Consider the following 23,855-nt stretch of genomic DNA (forward strand, 5'->3'; position numbering starts at 1 on the left):
GGTCAATTTTGGCGTCCTGGCGTCAATCCCAAACCAACATGATCTTGCCGATATGCGCGCTCGATTCCATCAAAGCATGCGCCTGCGCGGCCTGTGCGGCCGGCATGACCTCATGGACGACCGGCTTGATGCGCACAGACGCAAGCAACGGCCAGACCGTTTCATACAGATTGGCCGCGATGGCCGCCTTGAATGCAACCGGACGCGGGCGCAGCGTCGAGCCCGTCAAGGTAATGCGCCGACGCAGGATGTCGCCCAGCGGCACCTCGGCCTTGGCGCCGCCCAGCAACGCGATCAGGACGATGCGGCCATCGTCGGCGGTGCAGGCGATTTCGCGCGCGACATAACTGCCGCCGACCATGTCGAGCACCACATCGGCGCCGCGCCCTGTCTCGGCCTTGACGATTTCAACGAAATCCTCGGTCTTGTAGTTGATGGCGCGCGTGGCCCCGAGCTCGACGCAGGCGTCACACTTTTCGGCGCTACCGGCCGTGGCGAACACGCGGTGACCCAATGCAGACGCGATCTGAATCGCCGTCGTGCCGATGCCGCTGGAGCCGCCCTGCACGAGCAGCGTTTCATCGGCGCCGTGCGCGCCCCGCCCCAGCAGGCCTCGGTCGAACACGTTCGACCACACGGTGAAATAGTTTTCTGGCAATGCAGCGGCTTCGACATCGGACAAGCCGGCCGGCACAGGCAGCACCTGGCCCAACGGCGCCGTGCAGAACTCCGCATAACCGCCGCCTTGCACCAGCGCGCAGACGCGATCGCCTACCTTCAGGCCGTAGCGATTGTCGGCGTGCGCCAGATCACCGCTGACTATCTCGCCTGCAACTTCGAGCCCCGGAATATCCGAGGCACCGGGCGGCACCGGATAGTTGCCCGTGCGCTGGAACACATCGGGCCGGTTCACGCCCGCTGCACGCACGCGGATCAGAACCTCGCCGGCCTTGGCCTCCGGCATCGGGCGCTCGCCAAGCTTCAAGACTTCAGGGCCACCGTACTGGGTGATTTCAATCGCTTTCATGAGAATCGGATCGAGAGGGTTACGGCGCAGTGCGCGGGTTACGAGACGCTACGCCTCGGTTCAACAAAGTGCTGCGGAATGCCGCGCGTGGTTTCGCGCATGATTTCTTGTTTGCCGTGGACGATGCCGTCGGCGATCTTGCCGATATGCAACTTGAGCCACATCTCCGTCGGCGAGCCGGCGCGATAGTCGGCCGGGCCGAGCATGTCGACGCGATCATCGGCACGCAAGTTGTCAGCCTGCTCGAATGAGCGAGGGCTCTCCGGGTTGTAGACCGCATAGGTGCGGCCGCCGCCCTTGCGGGCGACCGAAAACGCCGGAATATCACTCGGCCCATCGGCGACGTAGATCATGTTGGCGAAGGGCACGCGGCGCTCGTCCTCGGCAATCGACGAGTTCACACTTACCGCTTCCGGGTGCTTATTGACGCCCTTGTTGATCTCAAACAGCGCACGCGTCTTGGTGGTGTTATCGATGGCGTAGATGACTTCCGCAATGACCGGCCGGCCATCCGCGTTCGAGTCGGACGCCTCCAGAAATTCGCAGCCCCACACGCCGTCGATGTACGGGGCGATGGGCGAGCCCTTGATCATCTCTGTCAGGCCCGTGCTGACGATGTAGTGTTCGAGCTTGATGTCGAACGCCTGGTAGGTTGCGTTGTCGCGCACCCACGCCTTGCTGCGCTCGAAGAAATCAGTCACGCCGGGGAAGAATTCGAGTTCGGCGCCCAGTTCGCGCAGCGTTGCATTGTCGAGCCCGCCCATGCGGCCGTCGCGCACATGGCGCAGCAGCACATTGAGGTAGAACGTTTCCTGGTTGACCTTCTGACCGCGCGATTCAATTTCGCGCGAGCCTGCAGCCACTTCGTCCCAGAAACCCTGCTCGGCGATATTGAAGCGATCGAACAGCGGCACTTGCATGTAGCGCGGGATCAGTGTCTTGTCGAAATCCCAGACGATGGCGATGCGGTTTTGCTCGAACAGGCGGCTCATGATGGGGCGCGAAGGGACAACAGGAAGAACTCGCGACGCAGTGTAAACAAAAAAACGGCTGGACATCGTCCAGCCGTTTTTCTTGGCGAAAATCGCTCGCTTACTGCTGTTGTTGCTGCTGTTGTTGCGAGGCAGCGTCGCCAGCACCCGGTGCTTGCGGTGCAGCGACCGGCACGTCGCCCTCTTCGGCCTTGGCGGCCTTGATCGACAGGCGCATGCGACCCTTTTCATCGGTGCTCAGCAGCTTCACGCGCACAGCCTGGCCTTCCTTCACATAGTCGGAAACCTGGTTCACGCGCTCGTTGGCGATTTCCGAGATGTGCAGCAGACCGTCCTTGCCCGGCAGGATGTTCACGATCGCGCCGAAGTCCAGCAGTTTGAGCACGGTACCGTTGTAGATCTTGCCCACTTCGGCTTCTGCCGTGATGCCTTCGATGCGGCGCTTGGCTTCTGCCATGCCTTCCGACGAGGTCGACGCGATGGTGATCGTGCCGTCTTCCCCGATGTCGATCGTGCAGCCGGTTTCCTTGGTCAGCGCCTGGATGGTCGAACCACCCTTGCCAATCACGTCGCGGATCTTCTCCGGGTTGATCTTGACCGTGATCATGCGCGGTGCGTGCTCCGACAGCTCGGTGCGTGCGCCGCCCATGGCAGCCTGCATCTTGCCCAGGATGTGCAGACGGCCTTCCTTGGCTTGCGCCAGTGCCACCTGCATGATTTCCTTGGTGATGCCCTGCACCTTGATGTCCATCTGCAGTGCGGTGATACCAGCGTCGGTACCAGCGACCTTGAAGTCCATGTCACCCAGGTGATCTTCGTCACCCAGGATGTCGGTCAGCACGGCGAACTTGTTGTCTTCCAGGATCAGGCCCATGGCCACGCCAGCAACGTGCGCTTTGATGGGCACGCCAGCGTCCATCAGTGCCAGCGAGCCGCCGCACACCGAAGCCATCGACGACGAGCCATTCGACTCGGTGATTTCCGACACCAGACGGATCGTGTAGCCGAATTCGTCGGCGGGCGGCAGCACCGGAATCAGTGCGCGCTTGGCCAAACGGCCATGGCCGACTTCGCGGCGCTTCGGGCTGCCCACGCGGCCAGTTTCGCCCGTGGCGAACGGCGGCATGTTGTAGTGGAGCATGAAGCGATCACGGTACTCGCCTTGCAGCGCGTCGATGATCTGCTCGTCGCTCTTGGTGCCCAGAGCGGCCACCACCAGCGCTTGCGTTTCACCACGCGTGAACAGCGACGAGCCGTGCGCACGCGGCAGCACCGACGAACGGATCTCGATCGGGCGCACCGTGCGGGTGTCGCGGCCGTCGATACGCGGTTCGCCATTCAGGATCTGGCCGCGCACGATCTTCGATTCGAGCTCGAACAGGATGTTGTCGACTTCCACGCCATCGGCTTCCACGCCGGCTTCGGCCAGCTTGGCCGCAACCGACTTGTAGACTTCCTTCAACTTCTGGCTGCGGGCCGACTTCTGGCGCAGCTGGTAAGCAGCTTGCAGATCGGCCAGGCCCAGTTCGGACACCTTTGCGACCAACGCTTCGTTCTTCGGCGCAGCTTGCCAATCCCACTCAGGCTTGCCGCCGTCGCGCACCAGGTCGTGGATCGCGTTGATGGCGATCTGCATCTGCTCATGGCCGTACACCACGGCACCCAGCATGATCTCTTCCGACAGCTGCTGCGCTTCGGATTCGACCATCAGCACGGCACGCTCGGTACCGGCAACAACCAGGTCCAGATCCGAGTGCGCCAGTTGTGCGCGGTTCGGGTTCAGCAGGTACTGGCCATCCTTGTAACCCACGCGGGCAGCGCCCACCGGGCCGTTGAACGGCAGACCCGACACAGCCAGTGCAGCCGAAGCAGCAACCAGCGCCGGGATGTCAGCCGGCACTTCCGGGTTGATCGACAGCACGTGGATAACGACCTGGACTTCGTTGTAGAAGCCTTCCGGGAACAGCGGACGCAGCGGGCGATCGATCAGGCGCGAGGTCAGCGTTTCGTTTTCCGACGGACGGCCTTCGCGCTTGAAGAAGCCACCCGGGATCTTGCCAGCGGCGTAGGTCTTCTCGAGGTAATCGACAGTCAGCGGGAAGAAGTCCTGACCCGGCTTCGGGTTCTTGGCGCCCACCACGGTAGCGAGCACGACGGTGTCGTCCATGTCGAGCAGCACAGCGCCGCTCGCCTGGCGGGCGATCTCACCCGTTTCCATGCGGACCTTGTGGCCGCCCCATTGGAATTCTTTGACGACCTTATTGAACATGGTCATAGCATCTCCTGTTCGGTATTCGCGGCGCGCTTCATTGCGCTTCACCGCGACAAATACGTTCCGTAAGACGGTGCGGTTGCAGAGGTGTGTTTTATGCCATTCCAGCGCAGCGCTGGCATCAATGCCGCGCTGGAATGACACAAGGCCCTGCTTCCTGCCGCCCCCGGTCCTTGGCAGCCGCTTCATCTTGAACTGGCCGACTGCCATCACTCACCGGTTGCCCGGCGCGGCCACAAACGCAGCCGCCAAAAACAAAATGCCTGCATCAGCACGCTGACGCAGGCACTTTTCATCACGCGCAGTGCGTGATACCCACCATTACTTACGCAGACCCAGCTTCGCAACCAGGGCGGTGTAACGGTCAGCGTCCTTGCTCTTGAGGTAGTCCAGCAGGCGGCGACGACGGCTCACCATGCGGAGCAGGCCGCGACGGCTGTGGTGATCCTTCATGTGCGCCTTGAAGTGCGGCTGCAGTTCGTTGATGCGAGCAGTCAGCAGTGCAACTTGCACTTCCGGGCTACCCGTATCGTTGGCGCTGCGGCCGTTATCTTTGACGATGTCTTGCTTTTTGATGTCAGCGACGGACATTTTGATTCCTTTGACTTGCGGACACTGCAGCGCCTGAATCGCCGCCGTTGGTGCCGTGTTGAACAATGATCTTGCTGCCCATCCAAAATCGGTCTGGACAGCAAGACCGCGATTATAGCGCAGAACCGCGCCATGACGACAGTGCTGTGCCGCCCTGCTTAATAGCGCACCATTTTGCAGGTCGTGGGCAATGCGGTTTGCGCCCCTTGAATCACTTTTAGCGTACGAAAACCATAGCCCGAGCCCTCGATATCAAACAGCGCACCGGGCATGCCCGCCCGCTCCATCTGCGCGACGACGAGCGGCTGAATGGCTTGATGGTCCTCCGCTCGCAGCGTAATGCGGTGGAAGCCGTTGTCGAACGATGCGCGTTCTAGCGCACGCGCCACGGCGGCAGCTTCCGTGGTCTCGGCACGCTCGATGGCGGCGGCCAGCATGTCGATCAACATCTGGTCGCGCAGCAATGGGTAATCGTCGGCGGGTGCCGGATAACGCGCACGGAAGGCCTTGTAGAACGCATCGGACTTGGCACCGCCCAGGTTCGGATGCCACTCCGCCACGGCCACCACACGGCCGACGCCGGCTTCGCCCATCGCGCCTGGTGCACCAAGCGAGTTGCCATAAAAGGTAAAGAAGCGCGCCTTGAGCCCGGCATCTCGCGCGGCCTTGACGAGCAGCGTCAGATCGTTCCCCCAGTTGCCGGTGATGACCGTATCCGCACCCGACGCGGCAATACGCGCCACATACGGCGCAAAGTCCTTCACCTTGCCGATCGGGTGCAGCACCTCGCCAACGATCGCGATGTCCGGTCGCTTTTCGCGCAACTGCTGGCGCGCCGATTGCGCCACCTGGCGGCCGAACGTGTAGTCCTGCCCAATCAGGTAGACCCTTTTGATCGCCTTGTCATCGCGGATCACTTCCGTCAGCGCGTGCATGCGCATGTCGGCCGACGCATCGAAGCGGAAATGCCAGAAGCTGCATCCCTCATTGGTCAGCGCCGGATCGACGGCAGCGTAGTTCAGGAACAGCACGCGCGCATCCGGATGGCGGTCGTTGTAGCGCGAGATCGACGTCGACAATGCAGCCGCTGCCGCAGAACTGTTGCCCTGCAGCACGAAGCGGATACCCGCATCCGTGGCGGCCTGCAGTTGCAGCAACGATTCGTCGACGGTGTTCTTGCTATCGAAGCGCACAAGCGCAAGCGGATGGTGGCCATCAGGCAGCTTCACACCACCGCGTGCATTTACGCCTTCGATGGCCATGCGCAGATTGCGCTCCACTGCCTCGCCCGCATTGGCAAACGGGCCCGAAAGCCCTTCAATCAGGGCCAGCCGGATCGGCGCGCCTTCGGGCTGGGCACTTGCCGCGCCGCACAACCCCACAGCCGCCAGCGCGGTCACAAACCAACGAAACACCATGGCAAATCTCCGTGAAGCGCGGATGGTAAAGCGCCGCCGCATGTCGGCACAAGCCCACAAGCCGGCAGAGACCGCACGGCCTCCTACACTGAAGGCATCGGGAGACTATTTGTGAACATTCGATCGACATGGCAGTGCGCGGCACTGCTCGCCGCAGCGCTGACATCAACGTGCGCGTGTACCATGCTGGCGCCCTTACAAACGGGCGAAGCGCTGATCGGCCAACCCGCTTCTGCCGTGGAAGCACGCTTTGGCAAACCACCCGAGCGGTATCCGCGAGCCGATGGCGGCATGCGCTGGCTATATCCGACGCAGCCCTATGGGCAATTCACCTATGCCGCTGATTTCGACGCGAGCGGCAAGCTCGTCTCGTTCCGGCAGATTCTGACCACGATGGATTTTGCGCAGATCCGTGTCGGCACGGCGACGCAGAATGATGTGCTGCAGACGTTCGGCAAGCCCGAGGAGACCGCCTATTTCCGGCTGATGGATCGACAGGTGTGGTCCTATCGCTTTAGGCACGAAGGCGTCTGGCCCTCGCTGATGAACTTCTATTTTGACCGCGACGGCGTCGTGCGGCTCACGCAGGTCAGCCCCGACCCGATGTACGACCACGATCACGATTCAAGCCGGTGAACCAGCGTTAACCGCCAGAACGGCAACTTCCACGCGAGGCGCATCGCCTGGCGTGGACGTTCGGGTCGGCCATGTCGTGGATCGCACAGACATCGCTCTCAAAGACGGCCGGCATGGTGCACGCTCCTGACGTGTCCGGTGCCGCCGCACCCGCTTCGCGTTCCGGTGGATAGCCGGGTGCGCGCTCAGTGGTGATCGTGTTGGGGTCTGGGCTGACTCCTGCCTGTGTTCATGAAACCCGCGATCAGATCTGCGGGTTGAGTTTTTCGCTGCTCTTGTCCTGCAGCTTGTTCAGAGCGGCAAGGTAAGCCTTGGCCGAAGCCGCAACGATGTCCGGGTCAGTACCCACACCGTTGACGATACGGCCCGACTTGGACAGGCGCACCGTCACTTCGCCCTGCGCCTGCGTGCCCGTCGTGATGGCGTTGACCGAATACAGCAGTTGCTCGGCGCCGCTGGCGACCTTGCTCTCAATCGCATTGAGCGTGGCGTCAACCGGGCCATTGCCCTCCGCTTCACCCGTCACTTCCTTGCCATCCGCGACGAAGACGATGCGCGCGTGCGGACGCTCGCCGGTTTCCGAACGCTGGGCCAGCGACACGAAACGGAAGTGCTCGCCCTCGCTGTGCTGCGCTTCGTTCGAGACGATGGCGACGATGTCTTCGTCGAAGATCTCAGCCTTCTGATCGGCCAGCTCCTTGAAGCGGGTGAAGGCAGCGTTCAGTTCGGCTTCCGAATCCAGTTCAATGCCCAGTTCCTGCAGACGCTGCTTGAACGCGTTGCGGCCCGAGAGTTTGCCCAGGACGATCTTGTTGGCCGTCCAGCCCACGTCTTCGGCACGCATGATTTCGTACGTGTCGCGCGCCTTGAGCACGCCATCCTGGTGGATGCCCGAAGCGTGCGCGAAAGCGTTGGCGCCCACGACAGCCTTGTTCGGCTGCACAACGAAACCGGTGATCTGCGAGACCAGCTTGGAAGCCGGCACGATCTGCGTGGTATCGACACCCACGTCGAGATTGAAGTAGTCGCGGCGCGTCTTCACGGCCATCACCACCTCTTCGAGGCTGGTGTTGCCGGCGCGCTCGCCCAGGCCGTTGATCGTGCATTCAATCTGGCGTGCGCCGCCCAGTTTGACAGCGGCCAGGGAGTTGGCGACCGCCATGCCCAGGTCGTTATGGCAATGCACCGACCAGACCGCCTTGTCGGAATTCGGGATGCGCTCGCGCACCGAGCGGATCAGGGCGGCATAACCTTCCGGCACCGCGTAGCCCACCGTATCCGGCAGGTTGATGGTGGTGGCGCCCTCGGCGATCACGCCTTCCAGCACGCGGCAGAGGAAATCCATATCGGAGCGGCTGCCATCTTCCGGCGAGAACTCGATGTCATCGGTGAACTGGCGCGCGAAACGCACCGCCAGGCGCGCCTGCTCGTACACCTGATCCGGCGACATGCGCAGCTTCTTTTCCATGTGCAGCGCCGATGTGGCGATGAACGTGTGGATGCGGAACTGCCCCGCCGGCTTGAGCGCCTCGGCAGCGCGGGAAATATCACGGTCGTTCGCACGGGCCAGCGAGCAAATGCGCGAATCCTTGACCGACTGCGCAATCGCGCGGATCGCCTCGAAGTCACCATTGGAGCTGGCCGCAAAACCGGCCTCGATCACGTCCACCTTGAGCCGCTCCAGCTGCTTGGCGATGCGGATCTTCTCTTCCTTGGTCATCGACGCCCCGGGGGACTGCTCGCCGTCGCGCAAGGTGGTATCGAAAATGATCAGTTTGTCGCTCATGGCGGCTCCTTGGTGGGGTGACGTTTTTGGCGTCGGTCTTAGTGGGTGTCTCGAATGGTTTTTTGCGGCGCAGAATGCAAAACGCCCCGGCGTGCATGGTTGCAGGCCGGGGCGCTGTGAATTCTGGTTCGCGAAAACTTGGCGGTTTTTGCTTGCCTTGTCTTGCGATTTCCTATGCGCGTGTCCCGACCTGACGACCTAGTAGGCCATCAATCGAGACTAGCGTAATCAGAATGGAAATCGGGCGCGAAAGCATACGAATGACTATAGACGAATTCAAAAATTGACGCAAGCGCACAATGGTGCAGCGCATGGGTCACTCATGTGCTTCGTCCGATGCCTGCTTTGGCAAACGGGGGCTACCTTGTTGCCCATGCAGCGCGCGCCACCCCCACAGCAGGTAGCCCGACACCGCGTAGCCAACAAACAGGCCGAACAACGCCACCGGCGGATCGCTGGATATCACGACGAATAACACAAGCACGAGCACCATCACGCCGAACGGTACGCGGTGGCGAACATCGAGCGCCTTGCCGCTGTAAAACGGCGCGTTCGACACCATCGACAGCCCTGCATACAGCGTCAGCCCGAAGGCTACCCACGGCATCCACAGCTCTTTGACCGGCAGCTTGTTGTCGATCGCCAGCCAGACAAAACCTGCGATGAGCGCAGCGGCGGCCGGGCTAGGCATGCCCTGGAAGAAGCGCTTGTCGACCGATCCGATGTTCGTGTTGAAGCGCGCGAGACGCAATGCAGCGCCGGCGCAATACACGAACGCAGCGAGCCAGCCCCACTTGCCCAGATCGCGCAGGATCCATTCATACATGACCAACGCCGGCGCTACGCCGAAGGACACCATGTCCGACAGCGAGTCGTATTGCTCGCCGAACGCGCTCTGGGTATTGGTGATGCGGGCGACGCGGCCGTCCATGCCATCGAGCACCATCGCCGCAAAGATGGCGATCGCGGCCGTCTCAAAGTTCAGGTTCATCGCCTGCACGATGGCGAAGAAGCCGGCGAACAGCGCGGCCGTCGTGAACGCGTTGGGTAGCAGATAGATGCCTCTGCGGCGCGGACGCACGATCTCCAGATCGTCGTCATCCGAGCGCGGCTGGTTGTGCCGCAGCGGACGCAGGTGCGTCACGTTGCCGGCGGTAAAACGCTTCTTGCGTCGGTTGAACGCGGGCATGGCGACCTCCGGATCAGTCCAGCTCAGCAAGCACCGTAAGCGTGGCGGATACCTTCTCGCCGATGGTCACGCGTGGACGCGCCGTCAGCGGCAGGTACACGTCAACGCGCGAGCCAAAGCGGATGAAACCGTAGCGCTGGCCACGCGTGAGTACTTCGCCTGCCTTGGTATAGCAAAGGATGCGCCGCGCGATCAATCCTGCCACCTGCACTGAAGTGACGAGCTGACCATCAGCGCGGCGCAGCACGATGGCGTTGCGCTCGTTTTCCAGCGACGCCTTATCCAGGTCCGCATTGACGAACTTGCCCGGGAAGTACTGCACCTGCTGCACCGTGCCATCGACCGGCGCGCGGTTCGAGTGCACATTGAACACGTTCATGAACACGCTGATCTTCAGCGAGTCGCGATCAGCGTACGGGTCGCGCACCTGCTCGACGGCGACGATGCGACCATCGGCCGGCGACAAAATCGCATTGGCCTGCGTTGGCACAGCGCGCGCGGGATCGCGGAAAAACTGCAGCACAAACAGCGTCAGCACCCAGAACGGCCATGCCCAGCCAAAGCCGGCGGCAGCCTGCACAATGAGCGTGACGATGAAAATCCCGCCCAGGTACGGCCAACCCTCGCGGGCGATGATGGGATGCGGATACGTGTTGTTCAAATCAGACCTCGACAGCGTCTTGAAGGAAATGCGGCATTCTAGCCGACACGGGGCCGCGCCATCACTTGAAACACTGTTTGCCTCCCTGGAAACAGCATAAAAAAAGCCAGCCCGAAGGCTGGCTTTCTCGCACAAGATGCGCTCGATCAGTTCTTCGTCTGGTCGACCAGCTTATTCTTGGCGATCCACGGCATCATCGCGCGCAGCTTGGCGCCAACTTGCTCGATCTGGTGCTCTTCGGTCAGGCGGCGGCGCGAGATCAGCGTCGGCTGGCCTGCCTTGTACTCCAACAGGAAGCTCTTGGCGTATTCGCCAGTCTGGATGTCCTTCAGGCATTGCTTCATGGCCTTCTTGGTCTCTTCCGTCACAACGCGCGGGCCGGTGACGTATTCGCCGTATTCGGCGTTGTTCGAGATCGAGTAGTTCATGTTGGCGATGCCGCCTTCATAGATCAGGTCGACGATCAGCTTCAGCTCGTGCAGGCACTCGAAGTACGCCATTTCCGGCGCGTAACCGGCTTCCACCAGCGTCTCGAAACCTGCCTTGATCAGTTCGACGGTACCGCCGCACAGCACGGCCTGTTCGCCGAACAGGTCGGTTTCGGTTTCTTCGCGGAAGTTCGTCTCGATGATGCCGGCGCGGCCGCCGCCGTTGGCAGTGGCGTACGACAGGGCGATATCACGTGCGGCGCCCGACTTGTCCTGGTGCACGGCGATCAGGTGCGGCACGCCGCCACCTTGCGTGTACGTGCCGCGCACGGTGTGGCCGGGGGCCTTCGGGGCGATCATGATGACGTCCAGGTCTGCGCGCGGGATCACGGCACCGTAGTGCACGTTGAAGCCGTGGGCGAATGCCAGTGCGGCGCCTTGCTTGATGTTGCCGTGCACTTCATTCTTGTACACGTCGGCAATCTGCTCGTCCGGCAACAGGATCATGACGACGTCGGCTTCCTTCACTGCCTCGGCCACTTCCTTGACCTGCAGGCCGGCGTTGACGGCCTTGTTCCACGACGCGCCGTTCTTGCGCAGACCGACCGTCACCTTCACGCCCGAGTCGTTCAGGTTCAGGGCGTGGGCGTGACCTTGCGAGCCATAGCCGATGATGGTGACGTTCTTGCCCTTGATCAGGGAGAGGTCGGCGTCCTTGTCGTAAAACACTTTCATGTTGATGTCCTAATTTTCAAATACTTCAATATCGATGGGGTCCGGCCGCTGTTACACGCTGGTGCACGCGCCGGTTCAAACCTTCAGAATGCGCTCGCCGCGGCCGATGCCCGAGCCGCCCGTACGAACGGTCTCAAGAATTGCAGTGCGATCGATGGCATCGAGAAACGCGTCGAGCTTGCTGCCGTTGCCGGTCAGCTCGATCGTGTAGGTCTTCTCGGTCACGTCGATGATGCGGCCGCGGAAGATGTCCGCGGTACGCTTCATCTCCTCACGCTCCTTGCCGACCGCGCGCACCTTCACAAGCATCAGCTCGCGCTCGATGTGCGCACCTTCGGTCAGGTCGACGACCTTGACGACTTCCACCAGGCGGTTCAGGTGCTTGGTGATCTGCTCGATGATGTCGTCCGAACCGGTCGTGACGATCGTCATGCGCGACAGCGAGGCGTCTTCAGTCGGGGCGACCGTCAGCGTCTCGATGTTGTAGCCGCGCGCCGAGAACAGGCCCACCACGCGCGACAGCGCGCCCGGTTCGTTTTCCAGCAGGACGGAAATGATGTGGCGCATTAGAGGTCCTCCGCGCCGAGCAGCATTTCAGAAATACCCTTGCCTGCCTGAACCATCGGCCAGACGTTTTCTGTCGGGTCGGTCTGGAAGTCGAGGAACACGGTGCGATCCTTGAGTCGGAAGGCTTCGCGCAGCGCGGGCTCGACGTCAGACGTCTTCTCGATGCGCATGCCGACGTGGCCATACGATTCAGCCAACTTCACGAAGTCCGGCAGCGCCTGCATGTAGGAATGCGAGTAGCGGTTGTCGTATTCGATTTCCTGCCACTGGCGCACCATGCCCAGATAACCGTTGTTGAGCGAGCAGATCTTCACCGGCGTGTCGTACTGCAGGCACGTCGACAGTTCCTGGATACACATCTGGATCGAGCCTTCACCGGTGATGGTGACGACCTCCTTGTCCGGGAACGCTTTCTTGATGCCCATCGCGTACGGCAGCCCCACGCCCATCGTGCCCAGGCCGCCAGAGTTGATCCAGCGACGCGGCTCGTTGAACTTGTAGAACTGCGCAGCCCACATCTGATGCTGACCGACGTCGGAGCAGATGAATGCATCGCCATTGGTCAGTTCCCAGATCTTCTCGACCACATACTGCGGCTTGATGATCTCGGAGGTGCGGTCGTATTTCAGGCAATCGACACTGCGCCACTGCTCGATCTGCTCCCACCACTTGGCCAGCGCCGTCTTGTTCGGCTTGGCTTCGCCAGACTGGATCTGGGCAATCATCTCCTGCAGCACGTCCTTGACGTTGCCGACGATGGGGATGTCGACCTTCACCCGCTTCGAAATGGAGGACGGATCGATGTCGATGTGGATGATCTTGCGCGGCTGCGAGGTGAAGTGCGCCGGGCTGCCGATCACGCGATCATCGAATCGCGCGCCGATGGCAATCAGAACGTCGCAGTTCTGCATCGCCATGTTGGCTTCGTACGTGCCGTGCATGCCGAGCATGCCCACGAACTGCTTGCTGGTGCCGGGGAACGCACCCAGGCCCATCAGCGTGTTCGTCACGGGGTAGCCCGTCAGCGCAGCCAGCTGGCGCAGCTCTTCGCTGGCCTCGGCAAGCACCACGCCGCCACCCGAATAGATGTACGGACGCTCGGCCTGCAGCAGCAGGCTCACTGCCTTCCGAATCTGCCCCGAATGCCCCTTGTTGACCGGGCTGTACGAGCGCATCTCGATGGTCTTCGGGTACTCGTACTTGCAGAGTTCGCGCGAGACGTCCTTGGGGATATCCACCACCACCGGACCCGGACGGCCCGTTGCGGCGATGTAGAACGCCTTCTTGATGGTCGAGGCGAGGTTGCGCACGTCCTTGACCAGGAAGTTGTGCTTGACGATCGGGCGGGTAATGCCGACGGTATCGCACTCCTGGAAGGCGTCCTGGCCGATGGCGTGCGTCGGCACGTTGCCGGTGATGATCACCATCGGGATCGAATCCAGGTAAGCAGTGGCGATGCCTGTCACGGCATTGGTCACGCCCGGGCCGGACGTCACAAGGGCGACACCGACCTTGCCCGTGGCACGCGCATAGCCGTCAGCCGCATGGACTGCCGCCTGTTCATGGCGCACCAGGATGTGTTCGATCTTGTTTTGCTTGTAGAACGCGTCGTAGATATAGAGCACCGCGCCGCCGGGGTAACCCCAGACGAACTCGACGCCCTCTGCCGCGAGCGCATTGACGAGGATGTCAGCCCCCATCATGTCGGCAGGTGAACCGCTATTGGCGTGGGAAAATTCCGCGCTTGGCATATTCATGTCAGTCCTTTGCAATTTTCGGCAAAAAATTGTTTGGATGCTCTCTACCGGGCTTGTGGCGCGGATTTGAGCGGTGCGCGTCTGCATGGATGGTCCGCCTGATGGGCGGCCAGATGAGACAAACCACAGATGTTGTGAACCAAGGATAATACTGCAATGCCGCATGACGGTCCAGCGCCGGCGCGATTCCCCACTCCCGGCGGCCCGCCCCCCAGTCGGACTGTCCGCGGGGCCGCATTTTTGCTAGCATCGCAACATTTTTTACGGCCAAGGCCGTTGACGCCACGCGGCGTGATCATCACTTCTTGAGAATGTGAATTTTCGCGCGGCTGCCTCACAGGATTCGCACCCGCCGTTGTATGGCCTCTGAACAGGAACTGTCGGCCTTTCTCCTAAGCGTCGAGAAACGCGCCTTCAAGCAGGCGGTCTTCGCGGTGCGCGACGACGATGCCGCGCTCGATATCGTGCAGGACGCCATGATCAAGCTGGCCGAGAAATACGGCGACAAGCCCGGGGCTGAACTGCCCCTGCTGTTTCAGCGCATTCTGCAGAACACGATTCACGACTGGTTTCGCCGCACCAAGGTGCGCAACACGTGGGTCAGCCTGTTCTCCAGCTTCCGCTCGGACGCCGAAGGCGACGACACCGATCCGCTTGAACTGATTGAAAGCGAAGCCGGCACCACAGCGGCGGAAAGCAGCGCCGACAAGGTCGAGCGTTCGCAGATGCTCGAGATTCTGGAACGCGAAATCGAGAAACTCCCCACACGTCAACGGGAGGCCTTCCTGATGCGTTATTGGGAGGACATGGATGTTGCCGAGACAGCCCAGGCGATGGGCTGTTCCGAGGGCAGTGTAAAGACACACTGCTCGCGGGCAACACACGCCCTGGCCCAAGCGCTGCGGGCGCGAGGGATCCGACTATGAACAAGGTAGAACTCCGAGAACGCCGTTTTGTGCATGCCGTCCGAACCGCTCTGAACGAGTCGGCCGGACAGTTGCCGCCCGACGTGCGCGACCGCCTCGCAGCGGCGCGCCGGATGGCGCTTGCGCAAAAAAAAGCGGAAGCGCCGAGCACGGTGCACTCGCCTGCCTTGGCGATGCCGGGAGGCGGCTCGGTGTCCTTCGAGATGGAAGGCGAAGCACCGTCTCCGCTGCAACGTGCCGCTGCAATCCTGCGTCGCCTTGGCCTGCTGTGGCCGACCATCGCGCTGGTGGCGGGGCTCGCGGGCATCTATCAGTGGCAACAGCAGCAACGCGTGGACGAACTCGCGGAGGTCGATGCCGCAATGCTGCTCGACGATCTCCCGCTGGCTGCTTACGCCGATCAAGGCTTTCATCAGTACCTCAAGCACGATCAGTGAAAGGCTGATCGATGAGCAACTTCCAGCACACCCACGGCCAACCACCGCGAGGCGCAAGGACCGTGCGCCTGCGCGCCGGCATCGTCGCGTTGATCGGCGCTGCCGGCCTGATGGCGGGACTTGCGGCGGGGCAGGTTCCGGCCGCTTCGGCATCCGCAGCGGCGCCTGGCGTGACAGTCAATGCGCCGGTGGATCTGCCGACGCCGCCGGCGACCAACCCGCTGCCCGCCGTCCATCCGAACTGGGCCGAGCTGACCATTGTTCAGCAGCGCATCTTCGCGCCGCTGGCACCAGAGTGGAACGGCATGCCGGAATTGGCCCGCAAGAAGTGGCTGCAGATCGCCCAGGCGTATCCGAAGTACACGCCGGTTCAGCAGCAGCGCCTGCAAACGCGCATGGCGGATTGGGTCAAGCTCACGCCGGAGCAACGCCACCGCGCGCGTGAGAATTTCCAGACCACCAAGTCGCTGCCAGTGCAGAAGAAGAGCGAGGCCTGGCAGAGCTACCAGCAACTGACCGAAGAGCAGAAGAAGGCGCTGGTTGCCGCGGCCAAGGCGCAAAAGCACCCTTCCGCAGTGACGGCACTGCCGGGCGGCGCGGGCCTGGCGAAGGACGCGGCCAAATCGATTCATCACGGTGCGCGCACCAAGCCTGGTACGACCAAATCCGCGCCGACGTACAAGACGACCGCCACGGCATCCACGCCGGCCGCAACCCCTGCGCCCGAACCTGCCGCTGCCGCACCTGCCGCTGCCGCACCTGCCCCTGCCAGCGCACCGCTCACGCCGGTGCACCCTGTTGCACCACCCGCGACCACCGGTGGAGAATCGGGCAACCCGCCGCCCTCGACGGTGCTGGGCGGCTGAGGCCGGCAAACCCTTTGGCATAATCCGAACCACGTGCCGCTCGACCTCCGCGCCGGCACATGATGGATTGCGCTCACGGCGCTCACACTCTGTTCGATGGCCACCTCCGTTTCCACGTCTTCACCCGTTGCGGCGCCTGATCCGCTCGCCGCGCCCACGCTGCGCCGCCGTCTTGCCGCGATGCTGTACGAAGGCCTGCTGCTGTTTGGTGTGATGTTTGGCGCCACGGCTGTCTTTCTGTTGCTGCGCCTGATCGCGCCGCCGCTGGCGCGCACCGGCGATGTAGGGCTGCAGGTGTGGGGCTTTCTGTCGCTCGGTCTGTACTTCGTGTGGTTCTGGCGCAAGCGTGGCCAGACACTGGCGATGCAGACGTGGCGCATGCGCGTGGTCAACGCCGATGGATCGCGTATTTCGCTCGGCCGCGCCGTTGCGCGCTATCTGCTGGCGTGGGTATGGGTGGCTGCGGCAGTCGGCATGATCCACCTGAGTGGAGCGTCCCGCTGGGCCGGCGCCGGTGTCGCTCTGGCGTGCCTGCTGGCCTGGGTTGCGCTGGCGTGGCTCGATCCGCAGCGCCAGTTCCTGCACGATCGCCTGGCCGGCACGCGGCTGGTGCGCGACTGATTGACTTCACGCTCGGCGGCCACCTCCTCCATGACGCGCGCCGATCTGCCCACCTCCCCTGTTCCCCTCGCCTTCCTGACCGCGGCTACCGCGCGCCGCATTGCCGTGGCGCTGCAATGTGCGGCGACGCTGGCGGTTGGCTGGGCGGCACATCGCTGGGGCGGATGGAGTTGGCCGGCTGCAAGTTTGCTCGCGGGCGCGGCGCTGGTGCTGGGATATCTCCTTTCGGTCGGGTGGGCGTTCCTGGTGTCACTGAAGAGCCTGGGCACCGCGATACCGGACGACCCCGTATGGGACCGCATACCCGTGCCGCGCGAACACCGCATCGGCATCACCGGCTTCATCGCATGTTGGTTGCGCGAATGTGTATCCGTGGCGTGGATGTTCAACGTGCTGCAACCGTTCCGAGCGCGCGCCGCGTTCGATACACCGGCGGGTGATGGCAAGCGCGTGCCCGTGCTGATGATCCATGGCTATGGCTGCAATCGCGCGGTATGGTTGCCGATGCAGCAGCATGTAGCGGCAGCCGGATACCCGACCGACGCCATCGATCTCATGCCGCTGCTGGGTGACATCGACGACTACGCCCGGGACATGGCGGCCGCCGTCGCGCGCCTGACGCGCATGCACGGCCGTGCGCCCGTTCTGCTCTGCCACAGTATGGGCGGGCTTGCCGCACGTGCTCTGCTGCGCCAGTCGCAGCCCTGCCCTGTCGCCCACGTCATCACGCTCGGCACGCCGCATCGGGGCACGGCAATGGCGCGTACGGGACGCGGCCACAATGTGCGCCAGATGGCTTGGGCGAGCCCTTGGCTGCGCCAGCTTGCGGCATCCGAAATGCCGGCCTCCCGAGCACGCATCACGTCGATTTTCTCGTGGCACGACTCCATCGTCGGCCCGGCTGGTGCATCCTGGCTGGAAGGCGCGCGGCACATCCCATTCGCGGGCATCGGCCATGTGTCGCTGTTATGCGACGCACGCGTGCGTGATGCCGTGCTGGCAGAACTCGCCCGCGTCGAAGGCGTCTCTGCTACCCCTTCTGCTTGAAACGCCCGCCCGGCGCGCTTCTTGGGCGCATCCCCTTCCCTTACCGGCAATCACGTCATGTGACGGTCATGTTTCTGACACGGCTTTTTCATGCAGCGATGGCGAAATCCGTCCAACGCAGCCTCTGTTGCCGACATGGTCCTGCCAAATCTGCCATCGCGCCCTGGTTTCCTCCGCCGCCTCGCGCAACGCTTTCGCGCTGCTCCCCTCACCGGTTCCGACTGGAACGCTCCACCGCCACTGATGCAAATGGCCGCCGGACTCGCCGCCGCGGGTGCGCTGGGCTCCGCTGTACCAGCAGGTCGGGGCGATGTCCGCGAGCATGAAGCACCGGTCGCCACGCCGGCTTCGACCTCGGCGCCCGATCGATCGGCTGACACCGACACTGACCCGCCCGCCGAGAAAATCCAGCACTACCGCACGATCTGGCTGTCGGACATCCATCTCGGCACGCCGGGCTGCCAGGCCGACTATCTGCTCGACTTTCTCAAGCACCACAAATCGGACACGCTGTACCTGGTGGGCGACATCGTCGACGGCTGGCAACTGCGCAAGGGCTGGTACTGGCCGCAGGCACACAACGATGTGGTGCAGAAGGTCCTGCGCCGCGCGCGCAAAGGCACACGCGTCGTCTTCATCCCAGGCAACCACGACGAGATGGCGCGCCAGTTCCACGGCCTGAACTTTGGCGACATCGAAGTCGCTGAAGACGCTGTGCACGTGACCGCCACGGGCAAGCGCCTGTGGGTCGTGCACGGCGACCTGTTCGACGGCGTGATGCAGCACGCGCGCTGGCTGGCCTACGTCGGCGACTCGCTCTACACCTTCATCCTCGCGATGAACCGGCACTTCAACCGCATCCGCGTGCGGTTCGGTTTTCCGTACTGGTCGCTGTCGCAATATCTCAAGCACCAGGTCAAGAACGCGGTCAACTTCATCAATTCGTTCGAGCGTGTGATGACGGACGAAGCGCGCCGCCGCGGCTGCGACGGCGTGGTCTGCGGGCATATCCACAAGGCCGAGATCCGCGAGATCGACGGCCAGCTCTACTGCAATGACGGCGACTGGGTAGAGAGCCTCTCTGCCTTGGTCGAAACCATGGAAGGCGAACTGCAGATCGTCTACTGGACGCATCTGCTCGATGCGCCGCGCACTTCCCGCCGCGCACGCCGTGCCGCTGCGGCCGCCGCCTGATGGAAGCCCATATGACCCACACCAGCATCGACCTCGTGCAACCCGTCGCCGTCCAACCTACCCCCCAAGGAGAGCCCGTGAAAGTCATGATCGTCACCGATGCCTGGGAACCGCAGGTCAACGGCGTCGTCCGCACCCTCACCCAGACGCGCCGCGAGCTGGAGGCCATAGGGCACATCGTCGACATGATCACGCCGCTGGAATTCAAGACGGTGCCGTGCCCGACGTATCCGGAAATCCGCCTGTCGATCCTGCCGTCCAAGCGCGTGCGGGAGCGCATCGAAAAGTTCGCCCCGCAGGCCTTGCACATCGCCACCGAAGGCCCGCTGGGCCTGGCTGCACGCGCCTACGCGCTGCGCCATAAGCTGCCCTACACGACGGCATACCACACGCGCTTTCCGGAGTACGTGCAGGCGCGCTTCGGCATTCCGCTGGCGTGGACGTATCGCTTTCTGCGCTGGTTCCACAGCCCCGCGCAGGCCGTGATGGCGCCGACGCCCGTGGTGCTGAAAGACCTTGCTGACTACGGCATCACCAACGGCGTGCTGTGGACGCGCGGCGTGGATCTGGACATCTTCACCGCCCAGCGCAGCAACGTGCTCAACACCGCCCATCCGATCTTCCTGTACGTCGGCCGAGTGGCGGTGGAAAAGAACGTCGAAGCCTTCCTGGAACTCGATCTGCCGGGCTCCAAATGGGTGGTGGGCGAAGGCCCCGCTCTGGCCGGTCTGAAGACGAAGTACCCGAACGTCAGCTACCTCGGCGTGCTCAAGCAACCGGAGCTGGCCAAGGTGTACGCCTCGGCCGATGTGTTCGTCTTCCCGAGCCGCACCGACACGTTCGGCCTGGTCCTGCTGGAAGCGCTGGCCAGCGGCCTGCCGGTGGCCGCGTATCCGGTGACGGGGCCGATCGACGTGCTGGGCGATTCGCCGGCCGGCGCGCTGCGCGAAGACCTGCGCGAAGCCTGCCTGGAAGCGCTGCGCATCGACCGCGTCACCGCACGTTCTCATGCCGAGAAGTTTTCGTGGCGTGCCGCCTCGGAGCAATTCCTTGCGCACCTGCGGCCAATGCCCGCTGCACCCGCCGGCAATACCAAGGCCGCCGAGCCGACTACCGCCGCGGGTGCCTGAGCCTTGCATTCCATGAAGCCCACCACCCCGCCGGACAAGCGACTGGAAAATCCGCCCGCACCGCCCGCGGCCGGGGCGTACTCGCCGGCCGACAACCCGCATAAGGGCAATCGCGGCATCACGCGGGCGTGGTTTGCGCTCAAGAATTCCATCAGCGGCATCCGCTTCGCCATCGACGAGGAAAGCGCGTTCCGCCAGGAGTTGACGCTGTGCGCCATCCTGCTGCCATGCGCGTTCGTGATTCCCGCCACGGTGGTCGAGCGCATTCTGATGCTCGGCACGCTGGTGCTGGTGCTCATTGTCGAACTGCTCAATTCGAGCGTGGAAGCGGCCGTTGACCGCATCTCGCTGGAGCAGCACGGGCTGTCCAAGCGCGCCAAGGATTTCGGCAGCGCGGCCGTCATGCTCGCCCTGCTGCTGTGCGTGGGGACTTGGGTGGCGATCGCCTGGCCGTGGGTGGCGTCGCTGTTGCATTAGGAACACCAGCGAAAAGCCGGCGACAACGTTTGGTAATGCCTGCCCCACAGCATGTGGGGGTCGTTGCACAAGCACGATCTCTTATAATCCGGGCACCAATACGCCACGGAGACAGGGCCACCGGCCTTGGCAGTTCAATGGAAACCAAGCAGCATTCCACCGGCCCGCGCCGCACGCGCGATCGCATTCTCGAAGTGTCGCTGCGCCTGTTCAACGAACTGGGCGAGCCCAACGTCACCACCACGACGATCGCCGAAGAGCTGGAGATCAGCCCGGGCAACCTGTACTACCACTTCCGCAACAAGGACGACATCATCAACTCGATCTTCGTGCAGTTCGAGCAGGAGATCGCCCGTCGCCTGAAGCTGCCGGATGACCACAAGGCCACACTCGACGAAACGTGGGGCTACCTGCAGTACATGTCGGAGTTTCTATGGAACTACCGCTTCCTGTACCGCGACATCAACGATCTGCTCGCGCGCAACCGCATGCTCGAGCTGAACTTCAAGCGCATCGTCGAGCAGAAGCGCCACTTCGCCATGGACATCTGCCACCAGTTCATCGAAGACGGCGAGATGGAAGCCACGGCCGAGCAAGTCGACGTCATCTGTACCAACATCGTCGTGATCGCCACCTACTGGCTGTCGTTCCAGTTCGTACAGCACCCGCGCCAGTACAACGACCCGAACGCGATCCGTGACCACCTGCACGGCGTGAGCTACCACATCCTGTCGATCCTCGCGCCATACCTGCGCGGCAAACCGCGGCGGGCGTTTGATTTGCTGGCGGTCAGCCGCAGCAACGATCCGCCCATTGGCAACCCCGGCACCACCACTCCTGCTCAATGAAATCGATCTGCGTCTATTGCGGTTCCAGCCCGGGTGAGCGCCCGGAATACAAAGCCAACGCCATCGCGCTCGGCAATGAGATGGTCAAGCGCGACCTCACGCTCGTCTACGGCGGCGGCAACGTCGGCCTGATGGGCGTGGTGGCCGACGCGGTGCTGCACGGCGGCAGCCCGGTCATCGGCATCATCCCGAAATCGCTGGTGCGCAAGGAGGTCGGGCATAAGGAATTGACCGAACTGCACATCGTCGACAGCATGCACCAGCGCAAACAGATGATGGCCGACCGTGCAGACGCCTTCATCGCCATGCCCGGCGGCGTCGGCACCTACGAAGAGCTGTTCGAGACGTTCACGTGGCTGCAGCTCGGCTATCACAACAAGCCAATCGGCCTGCTGAACGTGGCGGGTTTTTACGACAAGCTGCTCGCCTTCATCGACCATGCCGTGCAGGAAGGCTTCCTCAAGCGCCACCACGCTGATCTGCTGCACGTGAGCAACGATCCTGCCGCGTTGATCGACATGCTGGGGCGTGCGCCGCGCGAGACGGTCGACAAGTGGTCGGAACGTCGCGAGCGCACGTAGGGCTTCATGCAGGATCCGTTGCTGACGATGGCGCTGTATGTGGCCCTGGTGCTGATCATGCCGGGGCCCACGAACACGCTGCTGCTCTCGTCCGGCCTCAAGGTGGGCGTGCGGCAGACGAGCCCGCTCATTGCCGCCGAGGCGCTGGGCTATGTCACGTCAATCTCGCTGTGGGGATTCTTCCTGAGCGCCCTGTCGGTCAGCCGGCCGTGGCTACCGGCCATCGTCAAGCTGCTGAGTTCTGCTTACATCCTCTACCTGGCCGCAAGGATCTGGCGACAAAGCGGTGCGCTGCAGCACGTTGCGGCAAATCCGGTGGGCTTGCGCGACATGTTCGTCACCACGCTGATGAACCCGAAAGCGCTGCTGTTTGGAAGCACGTTCTTTCCACTTGCGGCATTCCAGACCGCAGCCGATTTTGGGCGGACCATGGCCACGTTCCTGGTCGTGCTAGTGCCCATTGCCATCGGCTGGTCGTATCTGGGCATGCTCCTCACGGCGCGGCACTCATGGGCGTCTCATACGCCCAAACTATTGCGCGGCGCTGCGTTGGTACTGCTCACTTTCTCGGGAACGCTGATGTATTCGGTGCTGAGCCGCTAAGCGGGAAAAGCCCCGTCAGCCTAGAACGACGACCCCGGCTGCATCAGAAACACAACTTCCTCGGGCGTGGAAACGCGCCCGAGCGCTTCGTTGCGATGCGGAAAGCGCCCGAAGCGCGCGACGATCTCGCGGTGCTTCTGCGCCCAGATGAGCGAGTCCGCGTCGCCTTCCTGATCATGCAGGCGCGTATAGAGGCGAATCGACTCGTCCTGCGCAGACAGCGCCTCGCTGTGCTCGAACGGCAGGTAGCAGAACACGCGGTGATGGCGCGTTGGCAATTGCGCGTCCCATCCTGCGGCCACGACGATCTGCGCGGTGTGCAACGCAGCGGCGTCGCTGGCAAAGGCGCGCGCGGTGCCACGAAACATGTTGCGCGAGAACTGGTCGAGCACGACGATGCGCGCGATGGCTTCGAGCGGCGTGTCCATCCAGGTGTCGGCGTCGCCCGTGGAAAGCGCCTCCCACAGCGGCAGGAAGCGCGCGCGGATCTCGGCATCGAACGCGTCGGATTTGGTGAACCATTCCGGCCTTGCGTCGAGCAGCGGCGCGTTGCCGAACCAGAACGCGAGCACATCGTCGGCGGTGGGCAAACCGATCATCGGGGTCTCCTTGAATGTGTTCTTGTGAGGTGCGGTTTAGCGCGCCACCCTAGCGCTGCACGTTGCGCATCCAGTCGGCGGTCTGCCAGAACGCCTGCATCAGGCGCATCTGCAGGGCTTCGTCCAGGCCAATGTCCTGCATGGCGAGCGCCATGCAGCGCATCCATTGATCGCGCTCCTGCGTGCCGATCTCGAACGGCAGATGGCGCGCGCGCAAGCGCGGGTGACCAAACCGCTCGATGAAATGATTCGGGCCGCCCAGCCAGCCGCACAGGAACCAGAACAGCTTGTCGCGCGAACCATCCAGGCTTTGCGGATGCAGCGCGCGCAGCACGGCAAACTCGGGCTCCAGGTCCATCAGGTCGTAGAAGCGGTCAACGAGTTCGCGCACACGCGCTTCGCCGCCAATGAGGTCGAACGCCAGGGATTCCTGGCCGGAAGTTGCGTCAGTCATACAGCGTCAGTCA

At 63.0% G+C, this 23,855-nt stretch carries 25 protein-coding genes; 12 read left to right on the forward strand and 13 right to left on the reverse strand.

All coding sequences use genetic code 11. The features are described from left to right. Positions 1 to 22: 22 nt before the first annotated feature. From ACUXH0_RS02825 to ACUXH0_RS02845, 5 genes are all read right to left on the reverse strand, one after another. A complete protein-coding gene (locus tag ACUXH0_RS02825; RefSeq protein ID WP_012436067.1) occupies positions 23 to 1,027 on the reverse strand; it encodes an NAD(P)H-quinone oxidoreductase in 1,005 nt (334 codons plus the stop codon). A gap of 38 nt (positions 1,028 to 1,065) precedes the next feature. Continuing rightward, positions 1,066 to 2,019, reverse strand: a complete 954-nt coding sequence (locus ACUXH0_RS02830) for an HAD family hydrolase (protein ID WP_004630818.1) — start codon at positions 2,017 to 2,019, stop codon at positions 1,066 to 1,068. A gap of 100 nt (positions 2,020 to 2,119) precedes the next feature. Next, positions 2,120 to 4,294 (reverse strand): polyribonucleotide nucleotidyltransferase, encoded by a 2,175-nt coding sequence (gene pnp / locus ACUXH0_RS02835; RefSeq protein ID WP_012436068.1) that lies wholly within the window; start codon positions 4,292 to 4,294, stop codon positions 2,120 to 2,122. A 318-nt stretch (positions 4,295 to 4,612) separates the two neighbouring features. Beyond that, positions 4,613 to 4,882, reverse strand: coding sequence for a 30S ribosomal protein S15 (rpsO, locus tag ACUXH0_RS02840; protein ID WP_012436069.1), 270 nt, complete (start codon positions 4,880 to 4,882; stop codon positions 4,613 to 4,615). Between the two features lie 158 nt (positions 4,883 to 5,040). Continuing rightward, positions 5,041 to 6,300, reverse strand: coding sequence for a branched-chain amino acid ABC transporter substrate-binding protein (locus ACUXH0_RS02845; protein ID WP_012436070.1), 1,260 nt, complete (start codon positions 6,298 to 6,300; stop codon positions 5,041 to 5,043). Between the two features lie 183 nt (positions 6,301 to 6,483). On the opposite strand from ACUXH0_RS02845, the gene ACUXH0_RS02850 reads away from it, so the two are divergent. Next, positions 6,484 to 6,936 (forward strand): membrane protein, encoded by a 453-nt coding sequence (locus ACUXH0_RS02850; RefSeq protein WP_012436071.1) that lies wholly within the window; start codon positions 6,484 to 6,486, stop codon positions 6,934 to 6,936. A gap of 244 nt (positions 6,937 to 7,180) precedes the next feature. Here ACUXH0_RS02850 and ACUXH0_RS02855 read toward each other — a convergent pair whose 3' ends face one another. From ACUXH0_RS02855 to ACUXH0_RS02880, 6 genes are all read right to left on the reverse strand, one after another. Beyond that, positions 7,181 to 8,722, reverse strand: a complete 1,542-nt coding sequence (locus tag ACUXH0_RS02855; protein ID WP_004630827.1) for a 2-isopropylmalate synthase — start codon at positions 8,720 to 8,722, stop codon at positions 7,181 to 7,183. 316 nt (positions 8,723 to 9,038) lie between these two features. After that, complete coding sequence (pssA, locus tag ACUXH0_RS02860) at positions 9,039 to 9,911, reverse strand: CDP-diacylglycerol--serine O-phosphatidyltransferase (RefSeq protein WP_004630829.1); 873 nt, start codon at positions 9,909 to 9,911, stop codon at positions 9,039 to 9,041. A gap of 13 nt (positions 9,912 to 9,924) precedes the next feature. Further along, a complete protein-coding gene (locus tag ACUXH0_RS02865) occupies positions 9,925 to 10,572 on the reverse strand; it encodes a phosphatidylserine decarboxylase (protein ID WP_004630830.1) in 648 nt (215 codons plus the stop codon). 146 nt (positions 10,573 to 10,718) lie between these two features. Next, entirely contained in the window at positions 10,719 to 11,735 is a 1,017-nt protein-coding gene (ilvC, locus tag ACUXH0_RS02870; protein ID WP_004630832.1) for a ketol-acid reductoisomerase, read from the reverse strand. 75 nt (positions 11,736 to 11,810) lie between these two features. Continuing rightward, positions 11,811 to 12,302 (reverse strand): acetolactate synthase small subunit, encoded by a 492-nt coding sequence (ilvN, locus tag ACUXH0_RS02875; protein ID WP_004630835.1) that lies wholly within the window; start codon positions 12,300 to 12,302, stop codon positions 11,811 to 11,813. Continuing rightward, complete coding sequence (locus ACUXH0_RS02880; protein ID WP_004630837.1) at positions 12,302 to 14,059, reverse strand: acetolactate synthase 3 catalytic subunit; 1,758 nt, start codon at positions 14,057 to 14,059, stop codon at positions 12,302 to 12,304. The genes ilvN and ACUXH0_RS02880 overlap by 1 nt, the downstream gene beginning before the upstream one ends. Before the next feature lie 359 nt (positions 14,060 to 14,418). Here ACUXH0_RS02880 and ACUXH0_RS02885 point away from each other — a divergent pair, with 359 nt between their 5' ends. The 11 genes from ACUXH0_RS02885 (at position 14,419) to ACUXH0_RS02935 (ending at position 22,789) form a co-directional block, all read left to right on the forward strand. Further along, positions 14,419 to 14,985 carry an RNA polymerase sigma factor gene (locus ACUXH0_RS02885; protein ID WP_004630839.1) on the forward strand — a complete coding sequence of 189 codons (567 nt, stop codon included), beginning with the start codon at positions 14,419 to 14,421 and terminating at the stop codon, positions 14,983 to 14,985. Continuing rightward, complete coding sequence (locus tag ACUXH0_RS02890) at positions 14,982 to 15,422, forward strand: DUF3619 family protein (protein WP_012436072.1); 441 nt, start codon at positions 14,982 to 14,984, stop codon at positions 15,420 to 15,422. The genes ACUXH0_RS02885 and ACUXH0_RS02890 overlap by 4 nt, the downstream gene beginning before the upstream one ends. A gap of 11 nt (positions 15,423 to 15,433) precedes the next feature. Further along, entirely contained in the window at positions 15,434 to 16,288 is an 855-nt protein-coding gene (locus tag ACUXH0_RS02895) for a DUF3106 domain-containing protein (protein ID WP_012436073.1), read from the forward strand. Between the two features lie 96 nt (positions 16,289 to 16,384). Beyond that, positions 16,385 to 16,909, forward strand: coding sequence for an RDD family protein (locus ACUXH0_RS02900; protein WP_004630846.1), 525 nt, complete (start codon positions 16,385 to 16,387; stop codon positions 16,907 to 16,909). Positions 16,910 to 16,939: 30 nt separating this feature from the next. Further along, complete coding sequence (locus ACUXH0_RS02905; RefSeq protein ID WP_012436074.1) at positions 16,940 to 17,956, forward strand: alpha/beta fold hydrolase; 1,017 nt, start codon at positions 16,940 to 16,942, stop codon at positions 17,954 to 17,956. 243 nt (positions 17,957 to 18,199) lie between these two features. Continuing rightward, complete coding sequence (locus tag ACUXH0_RS02910; protein ID WP_182593802.1) at positions 18,200 to 19,150, forward strand: UDP-2,3-diacylglucosamine diphosphatase; 951 nt, start codon at positions 18,200 to 18,202, stop codon at positions 19,148 to 19,150. Positions 19,151 to 19,236: 86 nt separating this feature from the next. Continuing rightward, positions 19,237 to 20,280, forward strand: coding sequence for a glycosyltransferase family 4 protein (locus ACUXH0_RS02915; protein WP_182593808.1), 1,044 nt, complete (start codon positions 19,237 to 19,239; stop codon positions 20,278 to 20,280). 12 nt (positions 20,281 to 20,292) lie between these two features. Next, positions 20,293 to 20,757: a diacylglycerol kinase gene (locus tag ACUXH0_RS02920; protein WP_004630853.1), complete on the forward strand. Its 465-nt coding sequence runs from the start codon at positions 20,293 to 20,295 to the stop codon at positions 20,755 to 20,757. 137 nt (positions 20,758 to 20,894) lie between these two features. Next, complete coding sequence (locus tag ACUXH0_RS02925) at positions 20,895 to 21,605, forward strand: TetR/AcrR family transcriptional regulator (protein WP_004630855.1); 711 nt, start codon at positions 20,895 to 20,897, stop codon at positions 21,603 to 21,605. After that, entirely contained in the window at positions 21,602 to 22,186 is a 585-nt protein-coding gene (locus ACUXH0_RS02930) for an LOG family protein (protein WP_182593801.1), read from the forward strand. Before ACUXH0_RS02925 ends, ACUXH0_RS02930 begins: the two co-directional genes overlap by 4 nt. Positions 22,187 to 22,192: 6 nt before the next feature. Continuing rightward, positions 22,193 to 22,789, forward strand: a complete 597-nt coding sequence (locus tag ACUXH0_RS02935; RefSeq protein ID WP_182593800.1) for a LysE family translocator — start codon at positions 22,193 to 22,195, stop codon at positions 22,787 to 22,789. A 20-nt stretch (positions 22,790 to 22,809) separates the two neighbouring features. Here ACUXH0_RS02935 and ACUXH0_RS02940 read toward each other — a convergent pair whose 3' ends face one another. Together ACUXH0_RS02940 and ACUXH0_RS02945 are read right to left on the reverse strand one after the other, a co-directional pair. Continuing rightward, a complete protein-coding gene (locus ACUXH0_RS02940; protein ID WP_004630862.1) occupies positions 22,810 to 23,388 on the reverse strand; it encodes a DUF924 family protein in 579 nt (192 codons plus the stop codon). A gap of 49 nt (positions 23,389 to 23,437) precedes the next feature. Beyond that, positions 23,438 to 23,842, reverse strand: a complete 405-nt coding sequence (locus tag ACUXH0_RS02945; protein WP_012436078.1) for a group II truncated hemoglobin — start codon at positions 23,840 to 23,842, stop codon at positions 23,438 to 23,440. Positions 23,843 to 23,855: the final 13 nt, after the last annotated feature.

The organism is Ralstonia sp. 110700041-2 (assembly GCF_056280165.1).

Excerpts from the sequence above, each read along its gene's own strand:
- ACUXH0_RS02880 (WP_004630837.1), bottom strand. The coding sequence starts at position 14,059 with ATGAATATGCCAAGCGCGGAATTTTCCCACGCCAATAGCGGTTCACCT.
- ACUXH0_RS02855 (WP_004630827.1), bottom strand. The coding sequence starts at position 8,722 with ATGAGCGACAAACTGATCATTTTCGATACCACCTTGCGCGACGGCGAG.
- ACUXH0_RS02940 (WP_004630862.1), bottom strand. The coding sequence starts at position 23,388 with ATGATCGGTTTGCCCACCGCCGACGATGTGCTCGCGTTCTGGTTCGGC.
- pnp (WP_012436068.1), bottom strand. The coding sequence starts at position 4,294 with ATGACCATGTTCAATAAGGTCGTCAAAGAATTCCAATGGGGCGGCCAC.
- ACUXH0_RS02930 (WP_182593801.1), top strand. The coding sequence starts at position 21,602 with ATGAAATCGATCTGCGTCTATTGCGGTTCCAGCCCGGGTGAGCGCCCG.
- ACUXH0_RS02885 (WP_004630839.1), top strand. The coding sequence starts at position 14,419 with ATGGCCTCTGAACAGGAACTGTCGGCCTTTCTCCTAAGCGTCGAGAAA.
- ACUXH0_RS02920 (WP_004630853.1), top strand. The coding sequence starts at position 20,293 with ATGAAGCCCACCACCCCGCCGGACAAGCGACTGGAAAATCCGCCCGCA.
- ACUXH0_RS02935 (WP_182593800.1), top strand. The coding sequence starts at position 22,193 with ATGCAGGATCCGTTGCTGACGATGGCGCTGTATGTGGCCCTGGTGCTG.
- ACUXH0_RS02910 (WP_182593802.1), top strand. The coding sequence starts at position 18,200 with ATGCAAATGGCCGCCGGACTCGCCGCCGCGGGTGCGCTGGGCTCCGCT.
- ACUXH0_RS02905 (WP_012436074.1), top strand. The coding sequence starts at position 16,940 with ATGACGCGCGCCGATCTGCCCACCTCCCCTGTTCCCCTCGCCTTCCTG.
- ACUXH0_RS02850 (WP_012436071.1), top strand. The coding sequence starts at position 6,484 with ATGCTGGCGCCCTTACAAACGGGCGAAGCGCTGATCGGCCAACCCGCT.
- ACUXH0_RS02900 (WP_004630846.1), top strand. The coding sequence starts at position 16,385 with ATGGCCACCTCCGTTTCCACGTCTTCACCCGTTGCGGCGCCTGATCCG.
- ACUXH0_RS02845 (WP_012436070.1), bottom strand. The coding sequence starts at position 6,300 with ATGGTGTTTCGTTGGTTTGTGACCGCGCTGGCGGCTGTGGGGTTGTGC.
- ACUXH0_RS02945 (WP_012436078.1), bottom strand. The coding sequence starts at position 23,842 with ATGACTGACGCAACTTCCGGCCAGGAATCCCTGGCGTTCGACCTCATT.
- rpsO (WP_012436069.1), bottom strand. The coding sequence starts at position 4,882 with ATGTCCGTCGCTGACATCAAAAAGCAAGACATCGTCAAAGATAACGGC.
- ilvC (WP_004630832.1), bottom strand. The coding sequence starts at position 11,735 with ATGAAAGTGTTTTACGACAAGGACGCCGACCTCTCCCTGATCAAGGGC.
- ACUXH0_RS02925 (WP_004630855.1), top strand. The coding sequence starts at position 20,895 with ATGGAAACCAAGCAGCATTCCACCGGCCCGCGCCGCACGCGCGATCGC.
- ACUXH0_RS02825 (WP_012436067.1), bottom strand. The coding sequence starts at position 1,027 with ATGAAAGCGATTGAAATCACCCAGTACGGTGGCCCTGAAGTCTTGAAG.
- ACUXH0_RS02890 (WP_012436072.1), top strand. The coding sequence starts at position 14,982 with ATGAACAAGGTAGAACTCCGAGAACGCCGTTTTGTGCATGCCGTCCGA.
- ACUXH0_RS02895 (WP_012436073.1), top strand. The coding sequence starts at position 15,434 with ATGAGCAACTTCCAGCACACCCACGGCCAACCACCGCGAGGCGCAAGG.
- ACUXH0_RS02830 (WP_004630818.1), bottom strand. The coding sequence starts at position 2,019 with ATGAGCCGCCTGTTCGAGCAAAACCGCATCGCCATCGTCTGGGATTTC.
- pssA (WP_004630829.1), bottom strand. The coding sequence starts at position 9,911 with ATGCCCGCGTTCAACCGACGCAAGAAGCGTTTTACCGCCGGCAACGTG.
- ACUXH0_RS02915 (WP_182593808.1), top strand. The coding sequence starts at position 19,237 with ATGATCGTCACCGATGCCTGGGAACCGCAGGTCAACGGCGTCGTCCGC.
- ilvN (WP_004630835.1), bottom strand. The coding sequence starts at position 12,302 with ATGCGCCACATCATTTCCGTCCTGCTGGAAAACGAACCGGGCGCGCTG.